Origin of the sequence: Streptomyces sp. MI02-7b, from assembly GCF_033793585.1 — a bacterium.
In the GTDB taxonomy this organism is placed as follows: Bacteria; Actinomycetota; Actinomycetes; order Streptomycetales; family Streptomycetaceae; genus Actinacidiphila.
On the sequence record NZ_JARAWX010000015.1, the window covers coordinates 1 to 15,126 of the forward strand.

Here is a 15,126-nt window from a genome sequence, read left to right on the forward strand (position 1 = left end):
GATGTGGGCCGGGTGCAGCGGCAGGCGCCCCGGCCCACCACCCACCGGGCCGGCGGGGCCCGGTGCGCACCGGGCCCCGCCCCCCGGGGGGCGCACCGGGCGGAACCGGCGGGGTCAGCCCTTCACGGCGCCCGCCATGATGCCCCCGACGATCTGCTTGCCGAAGATCACGAACACCAGGAGCAGCGGCAGCGTGCTGATCAGCGCGCCGGCCATGACGATGCTCTGGTCGGGCGTGTAGGAGGCGCTGAGCTGGCCGAGGGCCACCTGGATGGTGGGGTTTTGCTGGTTCAGCGCGAGGAAGGGCCAAAAGAAGTCGTTCCACGCCTGCACGAAGGTCAGCATGCCCAGCACCATCATCGCGGGCCTGGCCACCGGCAGCACCACGCTGCGCACGATGCGCAGGTTGTTCGCACCGTCGACCTTGGCGGCCTCGACGAGTTCGTAGGGCAGCGCCTCGATGAGGTACTGGCGCATGAAGAACACACCGAAGGCACCGACCAGGGTCGGGAAGATCACCGACTCCAGCTTCCCGCCCCAGCCGATGTCCGACATCATCATGAACAGCGGCACCACGCTGAGCTGCGGCGGGATCGTCAACGTCGCGATCACCGCGGTCATCAGGACACCGCGCCCGCGAAAACGCATCTTGGCGAACGCGTAACCGGCCAGCGTGCAGAAGAACAGCGTGGCAGCCGTGATGCAGCCGGACACCACGATGCTGTTGACGATCGCCTTGCCCAGGTTCGCCTGCTCCCAGGCCGCCTGCAGGTTGCTCCACAGCCGGCCGCCCGGCAGCAGCGGCGGCGGGGTGTCCAGCACTCGCTGCTGGTCGTGCGAGGCCGCCACCAGCGTCCAGTAGAGGGGGAAGATCGAGCCCAGGCCGACAACGACGAGCGCGGCGTAGGTCAACGGGCCGGCCTTGAGCTGCTGGCCCGCGCCGAGCCGCAGCCGGCTGCGGCCCCTGCCCTGCGGCGAGTCGGCAGGAAGGAGATCGGTTGCGGTGCTGAGGGGACTGGTCGTGGTCATCGAATTCCGCTCCCGTCAGGCCGCGCGTCCGCGCACGAACCGGCCGACGATCCAGTTGATCAGAGCAATGAGCAGCAGCAGGACGAGCATCGCCCAGGCCACGGCCGCGGCCGGACCCAAGTGCCCCAGCTTCCAGCCGTAATTGAACAAGTAGATGCTGAGGGTCTCGTACTGGTGCTCGTTGCCGCCGATGGACCCGAGCGTGCCGCCCTGCAGCAGCAACGGCTCACCGAACAACTGCATCGAACCGATCGTGGAGATCACGATCGTGAACAGGATCGTCGGGCGCAGCGAGGGAATGGTCACCTTGCGGAACTGCTGCCACCGCGAGGCACCGTCGATCGAGGCCGCCTCGAACAGATCGGCCGGCACCGCCTGCATCGCCGCGAGATAGATCAGCGTGTTGTAGCCGGTCCACCGCCAGATCACGATCACCGAAATGGCGATCTTCGAGGTCCACTCGCCGTTGCCCCAGTCGGTGTTGCCGAACCCGACGAAGTGCAGCACCCAGTTCAGCAGACCCCCGTCGGCCCGGAAGACCAGCGCGAACACCAGCGCCGCGGTCGCCACCGACGTGGCGTACGGGGTCAGGATCACCGTTCGCCACACCGTGCTGGCCCGCAGCTTGTAGTTGAGCAGGTGCGCCAGGCCCAGGGCGACCAGCAACTGCGGGACGGTGGAGATCACACCGATCACGAAGGTGTTGGCGACCGCCGTCCAGAACTCGGAGTCCTGGAGGATCTTGGTGAAGTTGTCGAAGCCCACCCACTGGGACTGGCTCAGACTCGTCATCTCCACCCGGTGCAGGGCGATCCACCCGGTGTACAGCAGGGGGTAGAGCCCGAAGGCACCGAAGATCAGGAAGAACGGCGCGATGTACGCGTACGGCGAGGCCGCGTCGTCGAAACGCCACAGCCGGCTGCGCCATGCCTGCCGGCTGCCCGACACGGCGCCGGAGCCGGGTCCGGGGTTGCCGGGCGGCGGGCTGTAGGCATCCGGGGTGGGGGTCGTTGTTGCCACGGAGGAGGTCCTTGTCTGGGGTTCGACCGGGTGGGTACGGGACCGGCGTCGCATCCTCGCGCCGGGCGCCGTCGCCGGCCCGGGCGACCCCGGGCCGGCGCGACGGACCCCGCCACAGCAGGCCCCCGCCGCCCCGGCCCCGAACGGGTGCCCGGACCGGTGCGGGCGGCCGTCACCGCCGCCCGCACCGAAGGTAGGTCAGCCGATCGCCTTGTCGATCGTGTCGGTCGCGGCCTTCCACGCGTCGTCGGGCTTGGTGCCCCGCTGCTCCATGTTGTTGATCTGCGTGGAGATCGTGTCCTTGATCACGCCGTCCTTCGGGCCGAGCACCGCCTCGGGGATCGACTTGGCCTCCTCGGCGTAGATCTGCCCGATCGGCGCGTCACTGAAGTACGGCAGCGTCGCGTTCTTCACGTCCGGGAGCTCGTAGGCCTTCTGGTTCGACGGGAAGATACCGGCCGCCTTGAACACCGCCGCCTGCTGCTCCGGCGCCGTCAGCCACTTGACGAGGTCGGTGGCCTCCTTGACGTGCTTGCCGCCCTTGGGAACCGCCAGGAACGACCCGCCCCAGTTCGCCGCGGTGCTGCCCGGCGCACGGGAGATGTCCCACTTGCCCTTGTAGGCGTCACCGGAGTTGTTCGAGATCTGGTTGGCCATCCACGCCGGGCACGCCACCGTCGCCACCGAACCCTTGCGCAGCGCCGCCGTCCAGGCATCGGTGAACTGAGGCAGGCCCTGGCTCAGCTTCTTCTGCGCGGCCTCGGCGGCCAGGTTCCAGCCCTGCTGCACGGCCGCGCTGTCCTTGTAGACCGCGTTGCCGTCCGCGTCGTAGTACTGCTTGGCGTCCGAGCTGACCACCGCGTTGTACATCGCGCTCGCGGAGTCCATGAAGAACGTCCCCGCCGGGGCCTTCGCCTTGTACTGCTCACCGAGCTTGAGGTAGTCCTCCCAGCCACCCGCGACCGCCTTCGCCACGGCCTCGCGGTCCGAGGGCAGACCCGCCTGGGCGAACAGGTCCTTGCGGTAGCACAGCGACATCGGACCGATGTCGGTACCCGCACCGATGACCGCGCCGTCCTTCGTCGTGGCCTGCTTCTCCTTCCACGACACCCAGTCGTTCACATCGATCGACTTGCTCAGATCGGCGAACTTGTCCGCCTGGGTGTCCACGACCTCCTTGATCCGGCCGACCTCGACACCCGTGACGTCCCCCAGACCGCTGCCCGTGTTCAGCTGCTGCAGAAGCTTCGGGTAGTAGTCCTGCTCGTTGGCCGTGACTTCTTCCTTCACCGTGATGTTCGGGTGAAGCTTGTGGTACTGGTCGAACAGGCCGGCCTCCTTGTAGCCGAACTGCCCGAAGTCAGCCACGGTGAGAGTGATCCCGCCGCCGGAGCCGGCAGCATCCGAGCCACCGTCGTCGCTACTGCTGCTGCATCCCGTCAGCACGAGCGCCGAGGCCGCCAGGACCGACCCGGTCACCACCGCCACACTGCGGCCGCGACCGCAGCCGGTGCCAGTTATGCGCATTTCCACTACTCCTTGTTCCAGTGGGGGAACGGACCTCAGGAAACGGACCGCCAGCGCTCGACAGCCCGCACCCCTCCCCCCACCGCCGCACAGCACCCGCACCCCACACGAAAATCCGTGCAAAAGCTCAGGTCACACCACGTGCGATCCGCAATCGGAGGAAAGGCCTTCGGTTCTACGGAGCCGCGCGGGGCGCCCCCGGCAAACCGTGGGACCGCTCCCATGCGGCATGCCGGAAGACTCGTTGCTCACCCGCCCCGATGTCAAGACTTGAAGACGACGTCGTTGCGTAAGCGTGTCCAACACGTCACGGCCACGTGTTGCGCCACCACCGCGTGATGCACAATCCTCGCAGGTCACGACGGACGCGCCACAGCGGCAGGCCGCCACCGGACCCCCGGGAACACCCCTACCCGATTCCCGGGCCACAATGAAGCAGCCCACGCGCACCGCCGGAAGGTGAAAGATGACCCCCGCCCCGCAGCCACCCGGGCCCACCACCCGCACCAGACGCCCGACCCTGGACGCGGTCGCCGCCCGGGCCGGCGTCGGACGCGGCACCGTCTCCCGCGTCATCAACGGCTCGTCCCACGTCAGTCCCCAGGCCCGCGCCGCCGTCGAACGCGCCATCGCCGAACTCGCCTACGTCCCCAACCGCGCCGCCCGCTCCCTGGTCACCCGCCGCACCGACTCCATCGCCCTGGTCATCCCCGAATCCGAAACCCGGCTGTTCTCCGAGCCCTATTTCTCCGCCATCATCCGCGGTGTCAGCGCCGGCCTCACCGACGCCGACATGCAACTCCTCCTCGTCCTCGCCCGCGACGAGCACGAACGCAACCGCCTCGCGAGCTACCTCACCGCACAACGCGTCGACGGGGCCCTCATGGTCGCCGTCCACCGCGACGACACCCTCCCCGACCTCCTCACCGAACGCGGCATCCCCACCGTCCTCGCCGGACGCCGCACCCCCGACGAACCCCTCCCCCACGTCCACGCCGACAACGAAGGCGGAGCCCACGCCGCCGTCCAACACCTCATCGACCAAGGCCGCCGCACCATCGCCACCATCACCGGCCCCCTCGACATGGAAGCCGCCCAAGCCCGCCTGACCGGCTACCGCACAGCCCTCCACCACGCCGGCATCACCGTCGACGAACACCTCATCGCCCACGGCGACTTCACCGAACAACGCGGCCAGACCGCCATGCACGAACTACTCAACCGCCGCCCTCACCTCGACGCCGTCTTCGCCGCCTCCGACGTCACCGCCACCGGCGCCATCCTCGCCCTCCGCACCACCGGCCATCACATCCCCCACGACATCGCCATCATCGGCTTCGACGACTCCACCATCGCCCGCCACACCGACCCGCCCCTCACCACCATCCGCCAACCCACCCAACACATGGGCCACACCATGGCCACCCTCCTCCTCCACCACATCAACCAAACCCACACCACCACCCCCAACCACACCACCCCCAACCACCACGTCACCCTCCCCACCCAACTCATCATCCGCCACACCACATAAACCCGCCCAAACCGCCCACCTCGGCAACCCACGCACCACCACCCCGCGCGACACAGGCCTCCGCCCGCCGATGCCGAGTCGCCCCGCCGGCGGGGAATGACGCCGGCATCACGCAGCCACACCCACGACGGAGACCATCACGCTCCGAACACCTCGAACGACCATCGCGGACGGGGCCGAGGACTGGGCAGCAGCAGTTCGACGATGGCGCACTGGATCAGGCGATCCCGTTCGAAGCTGGCGTGCACGTGACGGTCCGCCCAACACCTCCCCGTTGGCGCAAAGGATCGACAGGCTTCTGTCGCCGCCACGGACCTCGCCTCCCGGCGACCGATCCCAGAGCCGTCGAATCGCCCGGGATGCCGCAGCCCGAATCGCTCACGGACAGGGCGGGGCTTCGCCGAAGCAGCAGTACTCGCCGACAGGACTCCCGAGCCCCCCGCCTGGCCGGCCGTCATCCACGACCCCGGATTCACCGCTGTCCGGTGCGCCGCCACCCTCCCTGTCACCATTGCCGGAGGGCGCGGGTGAGTGCAGGAGTGCCCGGCAGGCAGACCCGGCCGCACACTCCCGCGCCCCTCGCAAACGGAACTTGCAGAGCGACGGGGCCTACACACGAATCAGCGGGAACTCGGACGGCCGGGTCTGCCGGTCGTCCTCACCACCAGCCGCGACTGGGGTCCGAACGGGGCGCTGCTGCCCGAGTTGACCTCGCTGTTCCCCGAGACCGAGGTCATCCGCCGCGCTACCTCCTGGACACCGACATGGCCTATGGGACCGGGAGGACGGCCGGGCCGGAATGGTTCGAGGAGGGTCTTCGCGGCCCGGGCGAGGCCGATGACATTGCTCTTGGCCGTCTCCAGGGCCATGTCGTCGATCAGTTGCATCAGCCCGATCTGGTGATCGATAAACAGCACGACCGCGTTCTCTGGCGTGAGGCTGTCACAGGGGCCGGCGTTCGGCGTGTACGGCACGGGACACTCTTCGTGGTCCGTGCGCGGAGACGAACAAGCGACGGCCGACACCTGCGTCACGACGCGTAAGACACCGGAGTCGCCGGAGTCGCACACCGCCTGTGCCGACTTCCTGGAGCGCCTGCGGCGCGCCGGCCTCGGCCTCCGCGACCCAGCGGCGCCGCGGTGTCGAGGTCAACGACACGGGCCTCTCCCTGACGTGCCGAGCATCCGGGCTTCCGCCGTAGCGGGTCGGCGCGGGGACGGATCCGCTGACGCGTCAAAGCCGCTCATCGATGGGCAGCACTACGCAGTTTTTCCAAGTATGCAGTCGGCGTGGTTCCATACATTTTCTTGAAGGTCCGAGTGAAATGACTTGCGTCAGAGAAATGCCATTTTGCTGCAAGTTCGCCGAAGCTGACCGTGGCGCTGGATTCGATTATTTCCCTCTGCGCTTCTTCGGTGCGCCGTCGCCGGACATAACTCATTACGGAGTCGTCACCCGCAGTGAAGCACCGATGCAGCGTCCTCGTCGAGACACCCAAAATCTGTGCGACCATCAGGGGACTCAGATCGCGCTCCTCCAGGTTCTCATCGATCACCTTCTTGGCCGCTATGACGAGAACGTCTCCCCGATCCGTTATCCCCTGTGCGGCATTGGCGGAAATCACTCCTCGCAGAAGCCCTATTGTCGCGTCTGCGACTGCCGCTTTCCCCGACATGGAAATAACTGAAGAGGCGTGATCATTTACCATTTCAAGGTATGCGATCAGAAGCTTGACTTCTGGATTTGACCTGGTCGCCACGAGCGGCCCTCCACTCAACTGCAGAGGACTTACGCGACTTCGCGGTACAGTTACCCAGCGATAAGCGGTTCCGGGGTCGTACCAGAAACGCCAGCGCTTGCGCGAGTCGCGAACACACATCTCCCCGGGATTTATGGTGATCTTGCTGTTCTCGCCCTCGAATTGAACCTGCCCCGACAGGACATAGTGGACGACCACCGGGTCACTCTCATCCCCGTTGCCGGATGTCCCACTCACGGCGCCGGAACGATGTTCCGCATGCACTACGTCGTTAAATCTTTGCCCATGCGCGTCAAATCGGAATCCGCGCCACAGCGACTGTGGTGACAGAGTAAGATTTGTTACGTGATTCAGGATATTGGAACTCCAGGCACGAGCCAGCCTCTGCATTTCCGGAGCGGGCCCAGGCGGAATTCGCGCAGATGCAAGCAGATGTGAGTGGTGCGACACGCCGTATTCACCGGCCTCCCCTTCACCCGTACCCACCTTCGGGAATTCGCTTGGCATGACTTACTCTTTCCGGTTGAACGCTGCACGTTGCCGTATCGTGTGCCCTTTTTGCCGAGTCACCGACAGGGCCCGACTGAATTCGCTTTTCGCCGTTCCGTCATTCTACAGAACCCCAGGAGCACGGGAAGGATTCTGCGGCCATATTGACACTCCTGTCCCATTTTCGTGGCACGGATGTTCCATTGCCTTGTCGCGCAATTCTCTCCGGGCGATATGTCCTATTGTAACGGTTGGTGCAATGGGGTGGATCGGCCCCGATGGCCTTGCTCTGGGCAAGCGTTGAGTGCTCGATACACCGAGGGAGCTCAGCGTGGGTCGTTTCGGATGAGTTGTGGAACCGCTGCAGCCGCTGCCGCCGCAGCGCGAGGGGCCTTCCGGTCCCCGGACAGCAAGCTGTCGGCCGACCGGGAGGCACTGGGCCGCATTGCGCAGACCAGCACCTGAGGGACGCCGGCGTCTGGCATCGGCTGCAGGAGGTCCTGCTGGTCGGGCTGCACGAGGCTTCCCGGCTGGGCTGATCGCGGTGTGTGGCCGACTCCTCCCACGTCAGGGCACCAGAAGGGGATGCTCACAGGCCCCTCGCCAGTCGACCGGGCCGAGCTGGATCGGTGTATTACCTGACGCCGACGAACACCGCACCGCGCTCGTGGTCCTGCTGACCGGCGGCAACCGCAGCGACGTCACTCGGCTGCTGCCCCTGCTCGACGCGGTCTTGCCGGTCCGTGGCCGGGCCAGCCCTGTCGCATGCCGGACTCGATGTGCACCGACCGGCGATACGACCACGACTTCTATCGCTACCAGGTCCGTCGCTCGCGGAATCATGCCCGCGATCGCCCGCCGCGGGGCCGCCACGGCACAGGATGGTCCCACCCGTAGGTGGTCGACTGGACCTTTGCTTGGCTCCACGGCTTCCGAGGCCTTCGCATCCGGTGGGAACACAGAGCTGACATCCACGAAGCGTTCCTCAAGCTCGCTAGTTGCCTCATCACCTCCCGACAGATGGGTCTTCTTCACCTGTCCGAAAGCCGGCCGCTCACCAACAGGCATCCGACAGAATAGGCCTGTGATCCGCAGCGGCCTTGAAGCCGCTCTCGCCCGGGACGACAGCCCCGTCCGGACGAGCCGCCCGCCTCACGCTTCAGGCCGGCGCGGACTTCGAGCTGTCGTCCGAAGGGCATCGGTCCATCTCCACCCGGCGATTCCGGCACTCCTGGGCATTCAGGCACCAGATCTGCTCAAGACCGGTGTCACCCCGCGACCGGGACTGGCCGAAGCCGTTGACACCCTCCGAGCCGCCGGCGTTTACTCTCACACTTCAGGGTCAGCGGGATTCGTGCCGGTTCAACACCCGGAGGCCATCCACACCGGAAACGATGAGAGCAATCCCCACCAGGCCGAGGAAGACACCGAAAACAGTTTGCCCGGCGGAAGAACGATCCACCAGCACGATCATCATCTGGACCACCAACAGGATTCCAGCGACGAGGCCCAGGACGCCCGTCCACCGATTTCTGGGAACAAACCGCCACCAGGGCCCGTCCGCTGAGCGCCCCCAAGGACGCTTGCTCTCGGTCATACCAGCCTCCACAGTGCACGTTTACAAGCGTACGCATATCGTTTCCCGCCTTCGCCTCCTCATGCACCGTCCAACCGGACACAGCGATCACACGAAGACCGCCCAGAGCAGGGCGATGCGGGGGCAAACTTTGGGCGCGTCGGCCCGTTCGCAGCGCCTGGGACGGGACCAGCCGCTGCGTGACGTTGCCTCAGCGAAGTCATCCACGCAAAGGGGCGCCAACGGCTCGTGTTCAGACAGGATGCGATCTGCCGATGGCGTGCCGCTCGGCCTTGCGGGCGGCGCGGCGCCGTTCGGCTGCGGTGGCGGCAGGCTTCTGGGGCCCGCCCACTGCGTGGGTTGCGGCGGCGCGCGAGGAACCTCCGTTTCAGGGGCGGGTCTTAGCGCGACTGTGCCCAGTTGTAGAGGCGGTGCGCGCTGTCACCGAGGCGTGTGGCGTAGAGCGTGGGGGTCTGCCCGCCCGCGAGTTCCTGGTCGGTGGTGGTGATGCCGACGACGGTGCCGGTGCCGGTGCGGGTGTCGAAGTGGGCCAGGTGGGGCCCGCCGCTCGAGCCGGAGGACATGTCGCAGGTCTCACCCCACAGCAGGGGGACCACGGGGCCGGGGTGGCTCGGGCCTGCGCAGTGGATCATGCGGGACCCGACGTATGTGTCACTGGGGACGTTGAGTCCGTAGTTCGGGTACCCGAAGGTGTGGACGAACTCGTCCTGGACGGGCCGGCCGAACCCGATGTGCTGGCTTCCGGTGATGTCTGCGATCGGATTCCCTTCGGCAGTGGGGTTCGCCACGAGGAATCCCGCGTCGTAGCCGGCGGCTGCGACGTCCGACGATTCCGTGGTGTCCGGATCGGCGTTCCAGCGGGATGAGGTGGCCATGGTCCTGACGGTGAAGCCGCCGAGCGGTTTCGTTCCGTTGCGATAGCCGGGCACGAAGTAGAAGTTGTGGTTCCAGGTGTCGTCGGCGGAAGGAGACCCGACGCTTCTCAGGCAGTGCGCCGCCGTGATGACGGTACTGCGATTGGCGCCGGCGACGACCGTCGCGGTGCAGCTCCCGTCGTAGCCGTCGTCGAAGGTGAAGAACAGGCGACCGACGTTCCTGTCCACCGCCCCGCCGTGTGTCCACACGCTCCCGGAGTCCGGCGTGTTCGCGGGAAGCGGCCGCGAGTCGTCCGGCGTGTTGTCGTCCTCGGGCACGGGGGTGATCTCGGGGACCATGGCCCCTGCCAGCTTCATGCGCTCGGGGGTCCAGTACACGCTGATCCGAGCGCGCTCTCGTGCGGTCGTGGCGCCCACGTGGGTGGTGGTGTCCTGTCGGGCAGCGCCGCCAACGGTGGAGGACAGGTTGCGCGGTGCGGCATCGGCAGCCGCGGTCGGCGTAACCAGTGCGACGACGGCTGCCGACACCGCGACGGTCGCGCCGACCGCGTAGCGGAGGTTTCTACGGGTGCTGTACGGGTGACCGCATAGGCGATGAGGAGGTGTACGCATGCGCGGGACGGTAGTCACGCGATGTCAGGTAGCGGTCAGGAAGATGTGCGCAGGCGATGTTTGTACGTCTGGTGAGCCCCGCCGGCCACAGGGTGACGGAGTGCGCGTCCTGCTCTCGGTACATCGCTTCATCCGCGGTGCGCGCTCCGCACGGGCGATCGTCAAGAGTTGTGGGTACGGCCCCCCGGTTCGGACGCGGTGACGCCGGCTAGTGCGACCAGGGCTTTTCACACAGCTGCGGGGCGGAGTGGTCGAGGTACGGCTCGATCGGCCGACCGGCTCGTGGGTCATGAGTGGCGCCACGGAGGCGGAACGTGTGGGCGAGGAGCTCGGGTCCATCGTCGGCATGCGCCCGTGCCCGGTGTGGTGCGGACCGGGCCGGGCGGGATACTGCCACGAAAGATGCTGGGCTCGGCGCGCTGTTGGGCATGAGGATCCCGAGCTGGACGACATCCACGAGCAACGGCCGGAGCATCAGCCATTGCGCTTGGGGCACCACTTCGGCGGCACTCTCCGGGCGCGGCTGTTCGGCAAGCCACAGACTGGCCGTTCCCCACCGAGCATCGAATCATCGGGGCGGCGAACCGCGGTTTCCGTATACGGCTGGAGCAGGTCCGCGTGAGGCAACCAGCCAGATGCTCCAGTCCCGGCCGCCCACCCTGTAAGCCGCCCACCCCGACGAACGGCTCCGGCGCCCTTCAGGTCTCGCGGGCCTTCGAGCCGGCCCGGCCCCGAGGGAAGCCCGTCATGTTCCAGGCCCAGCAAGGACGCCCATTCCTGCATGAGCTTGTTGATCATCTGTGCTGTCTGATCGGGATCAATGATCATCTGCAGGTGATCGCCCTCGATCATGGCGACCGGCCGGTCCCAGAGCGCGGCCTGTCCACGTTCGGCCCTGGGGGCGGACTCTGGGAAACGAGTCGTCGGGGTGAGGGTGGTCAGGCTCGACACCGACAGGCCAACCCCGTCACCGCCGAGTCGCCCCTGGACCGGCTCGTCGACACCAGCCACGAGGTGATGGTGAACGGGCCCGGTTGCCGTCCCAACGAGCACCACAAAGGACTCGACCGACAAGGGCCACCGGAATCCGTCGTCCCGGCTTCCCCTTCCGGCTTTTGGGCGGCACGGGCCGGCTTGTCAGAGGCATCCACTAGCTTGCTGACCATGGGAAACTCAGGCGGATCATTGGCGACCCGGTCCCCAGGGGAACTGCAGCAGCTCATGCGGGAAGCCGGGTTCACGGGCATCGACGGCACGGAGGCGATGGCGGAGGGCTGGCAGGTGATGGACTTCGCCGGCGCCGGACGGCGCAGCCTGTCAACCCTCGTGCAGAGAACGGGGACGCCGGCGGTCATGGTGTCCTTCCTCGACAGCGATGTGGGGTTCATCGAGGCCCTCACACCGGACGGCAACAGCTGGAACGGCCTCCTGAACCGCGACATGGCGAAAGGCTACGAGATACCCCTGGAGCACTTCCCCATCGAACCTGCCGTGGCAGGCGCACTCTCGTGGTCGGCCGCTGCCGGGCTGACGCCCGATGAGGAAGCAGTCCGGCAGACGCTCACCGGATCGGCTCTGTTCGCGGAAGAGCTCTCCTCAGCACTCTGGGTTGCTCTCGGACTGCCCGGCGCTACCTAGCCTCTCAGGCCAGGACCTGGGGAATGGCCTGAACTTACCCTGGGGAATGACGCGATCGTCCGCGGTAGCCCGACGCGGGCACCCGGCCCGAGCGCAGGAGAGGGCAATGTCGGCAGAAACGCGGTACAGCTAGGAACCTTCGCGGTAAATCCCAGCGCAGCCCGCCCGAGGAGCGTAAGCTGAGTGCACCGACGCGGGGTGGAGCAGCTCGGTAGCTCGCTGGGCTCATAACCCAGAGGTCGCGTGGTTCAAATCCCGCCCCCGCTACCAAGATCCGGCCCCGGCCCGACGGCACGTCGAGCAGGGGCCGGAGTCGTGTGCAGGCCGCTTGAGCCGACGCAGGCTCCGAGGACGGGGTTCCTCGCCTCGTCAGCGCCAGGATCACGGAGAGCCTGCCAGAGGCGGAGTAAAGGCGTCGACAAGGACCCGTACCTGCAGCAGGGTTCCGTCGGTGGTGGCACCTGGCACCTTCGCCATGGCCCGAACCACAAGTGCCTGAGCTCACGCAGGCCCCCCGCGGAGACTCTTCGCTCCACGGGTACGGGCCGGAACGTCGGTGAGGTCCCGTTCCCTCGGACGCCGGATTTTGGGCCTGGAATGGGTCCTCGAACAGGAACTGCGCGGACTCATGGCGTCGCCCGGAGGGTCAGACGCCAAAGGATCAACTGACGTCTCCGAGGCCGCCGAGACGCGACTCGAGATCCTCTCATCGAGGCCGATACTCAGCCGCCCACCGGTCCACCGGTGAAACCGCCGACGTCGGCCTCCACGAGGCGAAGGACGAGCAGCGCCGGGCGGTCACGGGCAGGTCGCCGCCGGCGGCGGCCACGTCGTGCCTGGCAGGTACGTCGTGGACCGCGCTCGGCGGGCGGATCGATCCTGTGTCCGGCTGTCACGCCACCGGGGCGTCGAATTCGATCGGGTACCGGAACTGCCAGGCGTTCTTCTCGGGCTTCATCAGCTTGAACATCGCCGGCAGCAGCGCGTCGCGGATGACCCGCGCGACCGGGCCCGCCGCCTTGCGGGCGTTGGTACGGGCGGTCTCCTTGATGATCCGCTCCACCCGGGGCCTGCGCAGATCCTCGTAGCGGGTCAGCGCCTGAGGCAATGGCAGGTCGCGCAGGCAGCGGGCGAGTTCGACGGCGCTCTCCGCGGCGAGTGAGGCGCCCTGGCCGGAGCTGGAGGAGGGCGCATGGGCCGCGTCCCCCGTCAGGACCATCCGGCCGCGGCTCCAGCGCACCGAGCGCGGCATGCTCTCGGTGCTGCCGGCGAAGAGCATCGCCTTGGGGTCGGTGGCCGCCAGCATCGCCTCGGCGGGCGTGGCATCGCCCTCGCAGACCTTCGCCAGGTGTGCCAGCCAGTACGCGCCGCCGCGCTCGCGCTGCTCGTTGACCGAGAGCGGCCGCGTCACCGGCAGGTTGATGAACCACAGGCCCGTGCCGTCGGCGAAAACCTGCCAGGCGAAGAAGCACCGCTTGCCGAAGGCCATGTGCATCATGCCGTCGGTGGGCGAGACACCGGCGTCGGCGACCATCGCGCCGAACCCGGCCGTGCCCGCGAACTGCGGCACGCCCGCCGTCGGCTCGATCACCCGCGCACCGTGGAACGCAACCCGTCCGCGCCGATCAGCACGTCCGCGGTCGCCGTGCTGCCGTTCTCGAAGTGTGCGGTGACACCGTCGGCGTCCTCGCTCGCGTCGACGATGCGCCTGCCGTAGACGGTGGTCACGCCCCGCTCCCCGGCCGCCTCACGCAAGGTGCGAAACAGCTCCGCGCGGATCACGAAGCGTGTCGGATCGATACCGGGCAGCGTGCCGAACTCGGCCAGCCTCTTGCCGTTCCAGCTCTGCAGCACGATGCCGTTCATCTCGGTGCTGACCGCGCGGATCGCATCACCCACGCCGATCGCGTCGAACGCCTGGAATCCGTTCGGCGCCAGTCCCATGCCGCCGCCGACCTCGTCGGCCGGGCCGTCGTACGCCTCGAAGACCGTCGCCTCGATGCCCGCCCGCTGCAGCGCCATCGCGGTGACCGGACCGGCGATGCCGCCGCCGATGACCAGTGCGGAGCGAACCTTGCCGTTCGTCGTGCCAGTCGAGTTCGTCATGGCGGAATAGTCTCACTGTAACTAGTTGCGCGTCAACTAGTTCGACGGTGGGTAGCATCGGGTCATGAGTACCGCGCCCCGCAGCTCCCCCTTGGCCCTGACCGTCCTGGCCCTGCTGCACTACAAGCCGCTGCACCCCTACGGCGTCCAGCGCCTGCTGAAGGAATGGGGCAAGGACCAGGTCGTCAACGTCGGCCAGCGGGCCGGGCTCTACCGGACCATGGACCGCCTGCTCACCGCCGGACTGATCGCCGTCCGCGAGACCGGCCGGGACGCCCAGTACCCCGAGCGCACCGTCTACGAGGTCACCGACGCGGGCAGCCGGACAGCACACCGCTGGCTCGACGAGATGCTCTCCACGCCGAAGCAGGAGTTCCCCGAGTTCCCCGCCGCCCTGTCGCTGCTCATGATGCTCACGCCGGAGGCGCTGCGGGACGCGCTCGGCCGCCGCGCCGAGGCGCTGGAGGCCGCCCTCGCCCAGCACGACGCGGACCTCGCCCGGGAGGCGGACAGCGGGCTGCCACGCATCGCGACGCTGGAGCTCGGATACATGCGGGCGATGACGGCGGCCGAACTGGCCTGGGTCCGGGGCGTGCTGGCCGATTTCGCCGACGGGCGCCTGGCCTGGTCACCCGAGGAACTGCTCGCACACGCGGGCGAAGACGGATGACCGGCCTGCCGGCCGTCACCGGCGGACCGGCACACCCGTGCGCGGCGGCCGCAGCCGCGGCAGGCCGTCACCGCGCAGGAGGGTACCGGCTCCACCTGATCGGCGATTCCACACCACCAGGCGCGCGGGAAAGGCAGAAGGCCCCCGCTCCCCGTGGGAGTGAGGGCCTTCGGCGCGCCGCAGAGCGGTTGGCGTCAGGGGCGATAGCCCCGCCACCTGAAGCGGTCGGACTCATCGCCGACGCAGTACGGGCCGGCGTGGACGGCATGA

The 15,126-nt window shown here is 67.7% G+C and carries 12 protein-coding genes, 1 tRNA gene and 1 pseudogene; 5 read left to right on the forward strand and 9 right to left on the reverse strand.

Annotated elements, in window-relative coordinates; translation table 11 throughout:
* Positions 1 to 114 precede the first annotated feature (114 nt).
* The 3 genes from PV364_RS23845 to PV364_RS23855 form a co-directional block, all read right to left on the reverse strand.
* The gene (locus PV364_RS23845; protein WP_319662285.1) at positions 115 to 1,029 is read right to left on the reverse strand and encodes a carbohydrate ABC transporter permease; all 915 of its coding nucleotides are present in this window, start codon (positions 1,027 to 1,029) and stop codon (positions 115 to 117) included.
* Positions 1,030 to 1,044: 15 nt separating this feature from the next.
* Positions 1,045 to 2,049: a sugar ABC transporter permease gene (locus PV364_RS23850; protein ID WP_319662286.1), complete on the reverse strand. Its 1,005-nt coding sequence runs from the start codon at positions 2,047 to 2,049 to the stop codon at positions 1,045 to 1,047.
* A gap of 198 nt (positions 2,050 to 2,247) precedes the next feature.
* On the reverse strand, positions 2,248 to 3,576 hold the full coding sequence (locus tag PV364_RS23855) for an ABC transporter substrate-binding protein (protein ID WP_319662287.1): 1,329 nt from the start codon (positions 3,574 to 3,576) through the stop codon (positions 2,248 to 2,250).
* Between the two features lie 466 nt (positions 3,577 to 4,042).
* Between PV364_RS23855 and PV364_RS23860 the strand changes: the two genes are divergently transcribed.
* The gene (locus PV364_RS23860; RefSeq protein WP_319662288.1) at positions 4,043 to 5,110 is read left to right on the forward strand and encodes a LacI family DNA-binding transcriptional regulator; all 1,068 of its coding nucleotides are present in this window, start codon (positions 4,043 to 4,045) and stop codon (positions 5,108 to 5,110) included.
* Between the two features lie 620 nt (positions 5,111 to 5,730).
* On the opposite strand, the gene PV364_RS23865 is transcribed toward PV364_RS23860, so the two are convergent.
* Both PV364_RS23865 and PV364_RS23870 read right to left on the reverse strand, forming a co-directional pair.
* Complete coding sequence (locus PV364_RS23865; RefSeq protein WP_319662289.1) at positions 5,731 to 6,084, reverse strand: hypothetical protein; 354 nt, start codon at positions 6,082 to 6,084, stop codon at positions 5,731 to 5,733.
* 269 nt (positions 6,085 to 6,353) lie between these two features.
* Positions 6,354 to 7,376 carry a helix-turn-helix domain-containing protein gene (locus tag PV364_RS23870; protein ID WP_319662290.1) on the reverse strand — a complete coding sequence of 341 codons (1,023 nt, stop codon included), beginning with the start codon at positions 7,374 to 7,376 and terminating at the stop codon, positions 6,354 to 6,356.
* A gap of 216 nt (positions 7,377 to 7,592) precedes the next feature.
* Here PV364_RS23870 and PV364_RS23875 point away from each other — a divergent pair.
* Positions 7,593 to 8,438, forward strand: a pseudogene (locus tag PV364_RS23875) (IS5/IS1182 family transposase).
* 262 nt (positions 8,439 to 8,700) lie between these two features.
* On the opposite strand, the gene PV364_RS23880 reads toward PV364_RS23875, so the two are convergent.
* Together PV364_RS23880 and PV364_RS23885 are read right to left on the reverse strand one after the other, a co-directional pair.
* Positions 8,701 to 8,955, reverse strand: a complete 255-nt coding sequence (locus PV364_RS23880; protein WP_319662291.1) for a hypothetical protein — start codon at positions 8,953 to 8,955, stop codon at positions 8,701 to 8,703.
* Between the two features lie 380 nt (positions 8,956 to 9,335).
* The gene (locus PV364_RS23885; RefSeq protein ID WP_319662292.1) at positions 9,336 to 10,442 is read right to left on the reverse strand and encodes a hypothetical protein; all 1,107 of its coding nucleotides are present in this window, start codon (positions 10,440 to 10,442) and stop codon (positions 9,336 to 9,338) included.
* Positions 10,443 to 11,189: 747 nt separating this feature from the next.
* Here PV364_RS23885 and PV364_RS23890 point away from each other — a divergent pair.
* Positions 11,190 to 12,080: a hypothetical protein gene (locus tag PV364_RS23890; RefSeq protein ID WP_319662293.1), complete on the forward strand. Its 891-nt coding sequence runs from the start codon at positions 11,190 to 11,192 to the stop codon at positions 12,078 to 12,080.
* Positions 12,081 to 12,272: 192 nt separating this feature from the next.
* Positions 12,273 to 12,350: transfer RNA gene (locus PV364_RS23895), tRNA-Met, on the forward strand.
* Between the two features lie 622 nt (positions 12,351 to 12,972).
* On the opposite strand, the gene PV364_RS23900 is transcribed toward PV364_RS23895, so the two are convergent.
* Together PV364_RS23900 and PV364_RS23905 are read right to left on the reverse strand one after the other, a co-directional pair.
* Positions 12,973 to 13,671 carry an FAD-dependent oxidoreductase gene (locus tag PV364_RS23900; protein WP_319662294.1) on the reverse strand — a complete coding sequence of 233 codons (699 nt, stop codon included), beginning with the start codon at positions 13,669 to 13,671 and terminating at the stop codon, positions 12,973 to 12,975.
* Positions 13,668 to 14,186 (reverse strand): NAD(P)/FAD-dependent oxidoreductase, encoded by a 519-nt coding sequence (locus PV364_RS23905; RefSeq protein ID WP_319662295.1) that lies wholly within the window; start codon positions 14,184 to 14,186, stop codon positions 13,668 to 13,670. Before PV364_RS23905 ends, PV364_RS23900 begins: the two co-directional genes overlap by 4 nt.
* A gap of 64 nt (positions 14,187 to 14,250) precedes the next feature.
* Here PV364_RS23905 and PV364_RS23910 point away from each other — a divergent pair, with 64 nt between their 5' ends.
* Positions 14,251 to 14,856, forward strand: coding sequence for a PadR family transcriptional regulator (locus tag PV364_RS23910; RefSeq protein ID WP_319662296.1), 606 nt, complete (start codon positions 14,251 to 14,253; stop codon positions 14,854 to 14,856).
* Positions 14,857 to 15,126 lie beyond the last annotated feature (270 nt).

Coding starts and splice junctions, on each gene's coding strand:
- PV364_RS23905 (WP_319662295.1), bottom strand. CDS start 14,186: ATGACGAACTCGACTGGCACGACGAACGGCAAGGTTCGCTCCGCACTG.
- PV364_RS23870 (WP_319662290.1), bottom strand. CDS start 7,376: ATGCCAAGCGAATTCCCGAAGGTGGGTACGGGTGAAGGGGAGGCCGGT.
- PV364_RS23880 (WP_319662291.1), bottom strand. CDS start 8,955: ATGACCGAGAGCAAGCGTCCTTGGGGGCGCTCAGCGGACGGGCCCTGG.
- PV364_RS23860 (WP_319662288.1), top strand. CDS start 4,043: ATGACCCCCGCCCCGCAGCCACCCGGGCCCACCACCCGCACCAGACGC.
- PV364_RS23855 (WP_319662287.1), bottom strand. CDS start 3,576: ATGCGCATAACTGGCACCGGCTGCGGTCGCGGCCGCAGTGTGGCGGTG.
- PV364_RS23845 (WP_319662285.1), bottom strand. CDS start 1,029: ATGACCACGACCAGTCCCCTCAGCACCGCAACCGATCTCCTTCCTGCC.
- PV364_RS23890 (WP_319662293.1), top strand. CDS start 11,190: ATGTTCCAGGCCCAGCAAGGACGCCCATTCCTGCATGAGCTTGTTGAT.
- PV364_RS23910 (WP_319662296.1), top strand. CDS start 14,251: ATGAGTACCGCGCCCCGCAGCTCCCCCTTGGCCCTGACCGTCCTGGCC.
- PV364_RS23885 (WP_319662292.1), bottom strand. CDS start 10,442: ATGCGTACACCTCCTCATCGCCTATGCGGTCACCCGTACAGCACCCGT.